Below are 5373 nucleotides of genomic sequence, written 5' to 3'. Positions count from 1 at the left end.
CCACTCGGACCGATCAGGGTGACGCGGTCGCCTTTGCGCACGACGAAGTCGAGGTCGTGCAGCACGACATGGTCGCCGAAGCGCTTCTCGACTTTGTTGAACAGAATGGCCGGCATCTCGCCGTCGGCGAGGGCGATCGCACCGGTGTGCGTGTCAAGCGGTGGTGTATTCAAGGCGTTTCTCCAATTGCCGGGCGAGGAACGAACTCAACAGGCTCGCGGCCAAGTAGATGAGGCCGGCGATGATGACCGCCTCGACGAAGCGGAAGTTCTTGCTGCCGTACAGCTGTGCTTGGCGCACCATCTCGACGACTGTGATGACCATGAGGAACGGCGTGTCCTTGAACATCGAGATCACGTAGTTGGCCAGCGCCGGCAGAGTCGAGCGCAGCGCCTGCGGGATGATCACGGCCGTCCACGTGCGGCCGGGCGACATCGAGAGCGCCGTCGTGGCCTCCCACTGCCCGGGTGGAACCGCGTCGATCCCGGCGCGGTAGACCTCAGCCATGTAGGTGGCGTAGTGGATGCCGATGATGATCGTTCCGAGCACGATCGGCGGGACGGTCGTGAACACGTAGTACGCGAACAGCAGCTGCACGACCAGCGGCGTCATCCTGATGAAGTTCATCACCAGCGAGATCACGGCGCTTATGGGCCGTGGCGCGCTGCGTCGACCCAGGGCGATGATCAGACCGAGCACGGCTGCGATCGCACTGCCGATGATCGTGACGACCAGCGTGACGGTGAGGAATTTCTCGAGGATCTCGGGGAAGGCAGCGGCAGCGTGCTCCCAGTTCCAGAAACTGTTGTCTTCGTTCATCCGAACTGGCCCGCCCCCTTAGCGTCAGGAACCGGTGTGGAGGTGATGGTGTCGCGCCACCGTCCGCCCTGCCCGAGCCGGTGCTTGGCGCGAGCTTCGAGCGCGTTCATGCCGAGGGTGAGCAGATAGGCAATCGCGAAGTAGATGAGCAGACCCAGGCCGTAGGCGAAGAAGACGTCGGTCTGCAGGCGCAGTCGGTTCAGCTCTGCCGTCAGGTCGACGATCGTGATCAGGTAGACCACGGCGGTGCCCTTCAGCAGCTGGATCAGCAGGTTGTTGAGCGAGGGGAGCATGAGCGCCCACGCCTGCGGGAAGATCACGCGCCACATGCGCTGTGCGCGTGACAGGCTCAGCGCGGTCGTTGCCTCCCACTGACCGGCATCCACCGAGTTGATCGACCCGCGCACGACTTCGGCGCCGTAGGCGCCGTAGTTGAAACCGAGCGCGAGGATGCCGACGAAAACGGCCGGCAACTCAAGGTTGAACGGCGGCAGCGGCAGCACGAAGAAGAAGAAGAACAACTGCACCAGCAGCGAGGTTCCGCGGAACAGCTCGATGATGATGCGCGCGAAACCGCGCAGGAAGATGTTCTTGAATCGTGCCAGCAGGCCGAACGCGATGGCGACGACGATGGCCAGGAGGGCGCCACCCAGAGTCAACTGAAGGGTGATCCACACACCTTCGAGAAGATAGGGCAGCGCCCTCCCGAGCGCTTCGAGATTCTCAGCCACGTCAGCTCGGAATCAGCCTCAGCCGAGGTCGCCCGAGCAGAGCTGCTCGGTGGTCAGATCTGCCGGGGGAAGGTTCTCGGCCGTGAAGCCGAACTCCTCGACGAGGCCGAGGTAGGTTGCCTCGTCTGCGGTGATCTTGGCGAGCTCTTCGTTGTAGGCCTCGAGCAGGTCGGTGTCTTCCTGACGGAAGACCGTCGAACCGGCGCCGATCTGCTCGACCCCGTCGATCTCCTGCACGAATGCGTCGGTGGTCTCGACGTCGTCCATGTCTTCGGTCATCCAGTTCATCGACACGGCCGTCAGCGCGAACGCGTCTGCGCGACCGGCCTGCACGACCTCGATGCCAGCCGTGGCGCTGTCGACCTGGATCACGTTGCTGATGCCGAGATCAGCGGCGTAGCCCTCTTCGATGGCGCCGGACTGCACAGCGAGCGTCACGTCGCCCGCCTCGAGCACGGAGTCGAGGTCACTCAGGCCCTTGGGGTTTCCCGTGGGCACGACCAGTGCCGTGGTGTACATGATCTCCGGGTCGCTGAATGCGGCCTCTTCACAGCGGTCGGGAAGGATCGACATTCCAGCGCTGATGACATCCCAGCGACCGGCGTTCAGGCCCGGGATGAGCGAGTTCCAGTCGACCTCTTCGATTTCGAGGTTGTCGATGCCGAGGTTGCTGAAGATCTCTTCGTGCATCGCGATGGTGGCGCCGGTGGCCTCACCGTCTTCGACCCACGAGTAGGGCTGCTCGGATGCGACGGCCAGGGTGATCGTGCCCGATTCCTGCGCCTTCTCGAGCGTGGTCATGCTGTCGTCGCCGCCGTCACCGCCGCTGTCTCCGCCGGACGCGCAGCCGGCGAGCAGGCCCAGGGTCAGGGTTCCGATCGCGGCTGTGGCGATGCCGATTCGAGTCGTTCTCTTGGTCATGATGTCCTCACGTTCCGTATGGATTCGGGTAGTGCGACGCTTCTGAGCGGGCGCCGTCGACCGGTTATGGACCGTGCAACACGTTATTCACTCTGCCCACGGATGTACAGTCAGACGCGCAGATTGTCGACTTGTATACAAAATCGTGACATTGAGGCAAACTTGGTCCGGCCCTCGACTTCGCGTATCGCCGCGCAGGCCCGACAATGAGATGTTCGCGTTTCGCGACGCATGGAAAGGATGCTCATGGCTGCACACACCCGTCGCGCAGGGACGCCGGTGTCTATGGTGCGCGTAGCGCGGCCGTCCACGGTCGATCTGATCGTCGCTGAGCTGCGTAAGGCCATCTTCACCGGAGCGCTGCCGGTGGGCAGCCCGATCGGTGAGGTCGAGATGTCATCGCAGCTGGGTGTGAGCCGCAGCCCCCTGCGGGAGTCGACGCAGCGTCTCGTGCAAGAAGGTCTGCTCACGGCATCCCCCGGCCGCGGAATGCGGGTGAGCGTCATCGGACCCGACCAGGTCGCCGACGTCTACGACGCGCGACTCGCCATCGAAGGTCATGCCGTGCGCCTGATCGCCGCTGCCGCGGACTCGTCAGTGCTGGGCCCCTTGGAACGGTCGTTCGCTGACCTGGTCGCCGTCAGCGAAGGAACGGATGCTCGCACCATCGGCGACGCTGATCTGGACTTTCACCAGCTACTCGTCGATTCCGCAGGCAGCAGCAGGCTCTCGCGCTACATGGCGACCCTCGCGATCGAGACGCGTATCGCGAGTTTCAGCGATGACCACGGCTATACGGTGCGCCGGTCGGTCTCGGTGACGTATCGCGAACTGCTCGATGCGCTCGCCGCTGGTGATGGCGACGCGGCCTTCCGCGCCCTCGAGCGCCAGTTCGACGAAGCGATCGCCCGACTCACAGGCAAGGCCGACGCGGTCGAAACCGTCGAGACGCCCGCTGGCGAGGAGCCGCCACAGCTTGAGCCGATCGAGTTCGCCGAGGCACGCTGAGCGCTCTCGCCCTTCGGAGACAGAAGCCCTAACCTTTGGGCTTCAGCACCAGCGTGTCGACAGCCGCCGTGCCGACGGCATCCGTGCTGAACGCCCATGGCGTCTGGATGCCGCGTGACCAGTCCTCGGTCTGATCGGTGTAGTGGCGGTGGAAGGCGTGGCCGGATGCGCCGGTCAGGTTGTTCCACGATGAGGCGTCGAAGTCTGCCAGGTCGATCACCATGCGCATCGATGGCACGGTGGTCGTCGCATATGAGCCGCCGAGTTCCCAGCCGGTGGCGTTCACCACTGAGGCGCCGCCACTGGCGGGATAAGGGCCGCGGTTGAACAGCGATTCGATCGGGGCGATCCCCGACGTGCCGAAGGTCTCGTTGGTGAGGGTGAGGGCGTGCAGGTTTCCCCAGTTCCAGCGGGCTGTGACTTCGCCCTGCAGCGCGACGAGTTCGTCGTAGGCCTGCTCGGCTGAGAGGGCGAGCATCTCGTCCATGCCGTCGACGCCGATGGCCTCGTTCGTCCAGAGCGGGTCGTCCGGGTTCTCGAACAGGTCGGAGATCACGGTGAACAGGCGCCCGTGCCCGTCGGCGGGAAGCGGCTGCTCACGCGTGGCGAACAGGTTGGTCACAAGGTTCGACCACAGCACGTTCGCGTAGGCCGCGGCGGGCGATGACGCGTCGTTCTGTGCATCCCAGGTGCGCAGCAGGTCGATGGCCTCGTTCGGGCCGGCACCCGACACCTCGACATCGCCGATGACGGTGGCCAGGCGCATCCCGATCCACATCGCGTTGTCGAACTGAATGTCGCGCATGTCCTGCGCTGTGAGCGGACCGGTCGCCGCGCGGCGCTCGATCAGGTCGATGATGCGTGCGGCGCGGTAGCCGTAGGCCCAGTCGCGCGAGAGGAAGTGCTCGTAGTCGTCTGTGACGATGGCGTTGTTGGCCGTGACGATGTAACCCGATGTCGGGTTGTACGACACAGGAAGGTCTTCGAAGTCGATGAAGCCCGTCCAGTCGTAGCTGCTGTCCCAGCCGGGTTGCGGCAGCCAGCCGTCGCCGGCCCCGCGAATCGGCAGCCGCCCGGGTGCCTGATAGCCGATGTTGCCCTCGCGGTCGGCGTAGATGAGGTTCTGGGCGGGGACGTCGAACAGTGATGCCGCGTGACGGAAGTCGGCGAAGTTCTGCGCCGTGTTCATGGCGAACAGGGCTGTCGCGGTGCTGCCGGGGTCGAGGGCGGTCCAGCGCAGGCTCACGGCCGGTTCGCCTTCGGGGATCTCGGGTGCAGAATCCAGCGGCAGCACGGCGTCGCCGGTGCTGGTGACCGGGTCGTCGGCGATCGCCGTGAAGTCTTCCGTCAGGCCCGAGATGATCGGCCCATGCACGGTGGAGCGAATCGTGAGGTCGATGTCTTCAGCCCCTGCGACCTTGATGGTCTCCTCCCGCACCTCGAGCGGCACGCGCTCGCCGTCGCGCCAGTACTCGTCACCGTCGACGATCTCGATGTAGAGGTCGGCGACATCGGTTGTGAGGTTGGTGAAGCCCCACGCGATCTGGGCATTGTGCCCGATGATGACGCCCGGCAGGCCCGAGAACGAGAAGCCGGCCACGTCGAAGGGGCACGCTTCCGATACGGTCGAGCATTTCAGCTGCACCTGATACCAGACGGAGGGAAGAGCGGCGCCGAGGTGGGGGTCGTTCGCCAGCAGCGGCATCCCCGTCTCAGTGAGAGCGCCCGAGACGACCCATGAGTTCGATCCGATGCCCTCGCCGACGTCGCCGACGAGCATGCTTGCGGCTTCGATGACGCTGGATGCCTCGCCCCACTCGATCGTCGTCAATGCCGGTTGCACGGCCGTGACGGAGTCGGAATCTGTGCTGAATGCTGCGGGTTCCGCCGTCGT

The 5373-nt window shown here is 64.8% G+C and carries 5 protein-coding genes and 1 pseudogene; 1 reads left to right on the top strand and 5 read right to left on the bottom strand.

The window, feature by feature from the left end; genetic code table 11:
* The 4 genes and pseudogenes from Q1J95_RS14075 to Q1J95_RS14060 form a co-directional block, all read right to left on the bottom strand.
* Positions 1-116: pseudogene (locus tag Q1J95_RS14075) on the bottom strand (L-cystine ABC transporter ATP-binding protein YecC); the annotation flags it as partial.
* Between the two features lie 37 nt (positions 117-153).
* The gene (gene ehuD / locus Q1J95_RS14070) at positions 154-819 is read right to left on the bottom strand and encodes an ectoine/hydroxyectoine ABC transporter permease subunit EhuD (protein ID WP_300268644.1); all 666 of its coding nucleotides are present in this window, start codon (positions 817-819) and stop codon (positions 154-156) included.
* Positions 816-1550, bottom strand: coding sequence for an ectoine/hydroxyectoine ABC transporter permease subunit EhuC (gene ehuC, locus Q1J95_RS14065; RefSeq protein ID WP_300268641.1), 735 nt, complete (start codon positions 1548-1550; stop codon positions 816-818). The genes ehuD and ehuC overlap by 4 nt, the downstream gene beginning before the upstream one ends.
* 18 nt (positions 1551-1568) lie before the next feature.
* Entirely contained in the window at positions 1569-2471 is a 903-nt protein-coding gene (locus tag Q1J95_RS14060; RefSeq protein WP_300268640.1) for a transporter substrate-binding domain-containing protein, read from the bottom strand.
* A gap of 246 nt (positions 2472-2717) precedes the next feature.
* Here Q1J95_RS14060 and Q1J95_RS14055 point away from each other — a divergent pair, with 246 nt between their 5' ends.
* Positions 2718-3479, top strand: a complete 762-nt coding sequence (locus Q1J95_RS14055) for a GntR family transcriptional regulator (protein WP_300268638.1) — start codon at positions 2718-2720, stop codon at positions 3477-3479.
* Between the two features lie 28 nt (positions 3480-3507).
* Here the strand turns inward: Q1J95_RS14055 and Q1J95_RS14050 are convergent.
* The coding region (locus tag Q1J95_RS14050; protein WP_300268636.1) for a penicillin acylase family protein at positions 3508-5373 on the bottom strand (1866 nt) is incomplete at its 5' end.

This window comes from Microbacterium sp., assembly GCF_029263575.1.
Classification (GTDB): Bacteria; Actinomycetota; Actinomycetes; order Actinomycetales; family Microbacteriaceae; genus Microbacterium.
This window is presented reverse-complemented; position numbering and strand designations above follow the sequence as displayed.

Coding starts and splice junctions, on each gene's coding strand:
- Q1J95_RS14060 (WP_300268640.1), bottom strand. CDS start 2,471: ATGACCAAGAGAACGACTCGAATCGGCATCGCCACAGCCGCGATCGGA.
- ehuD (WP_300268644.1), bottom strand. CDS start 819: ATGAACGAAGACAACAGTTTCTGGAACTGGGAGCACGCTGCCGCTGCC.
- Q1J95_RS14055 (WP_300268638.1), top strand. CDS start 2,718: ATGGCTGCACACACCCGTCGCGCAGGGACGCCGGTGTCTATGGTGCGC.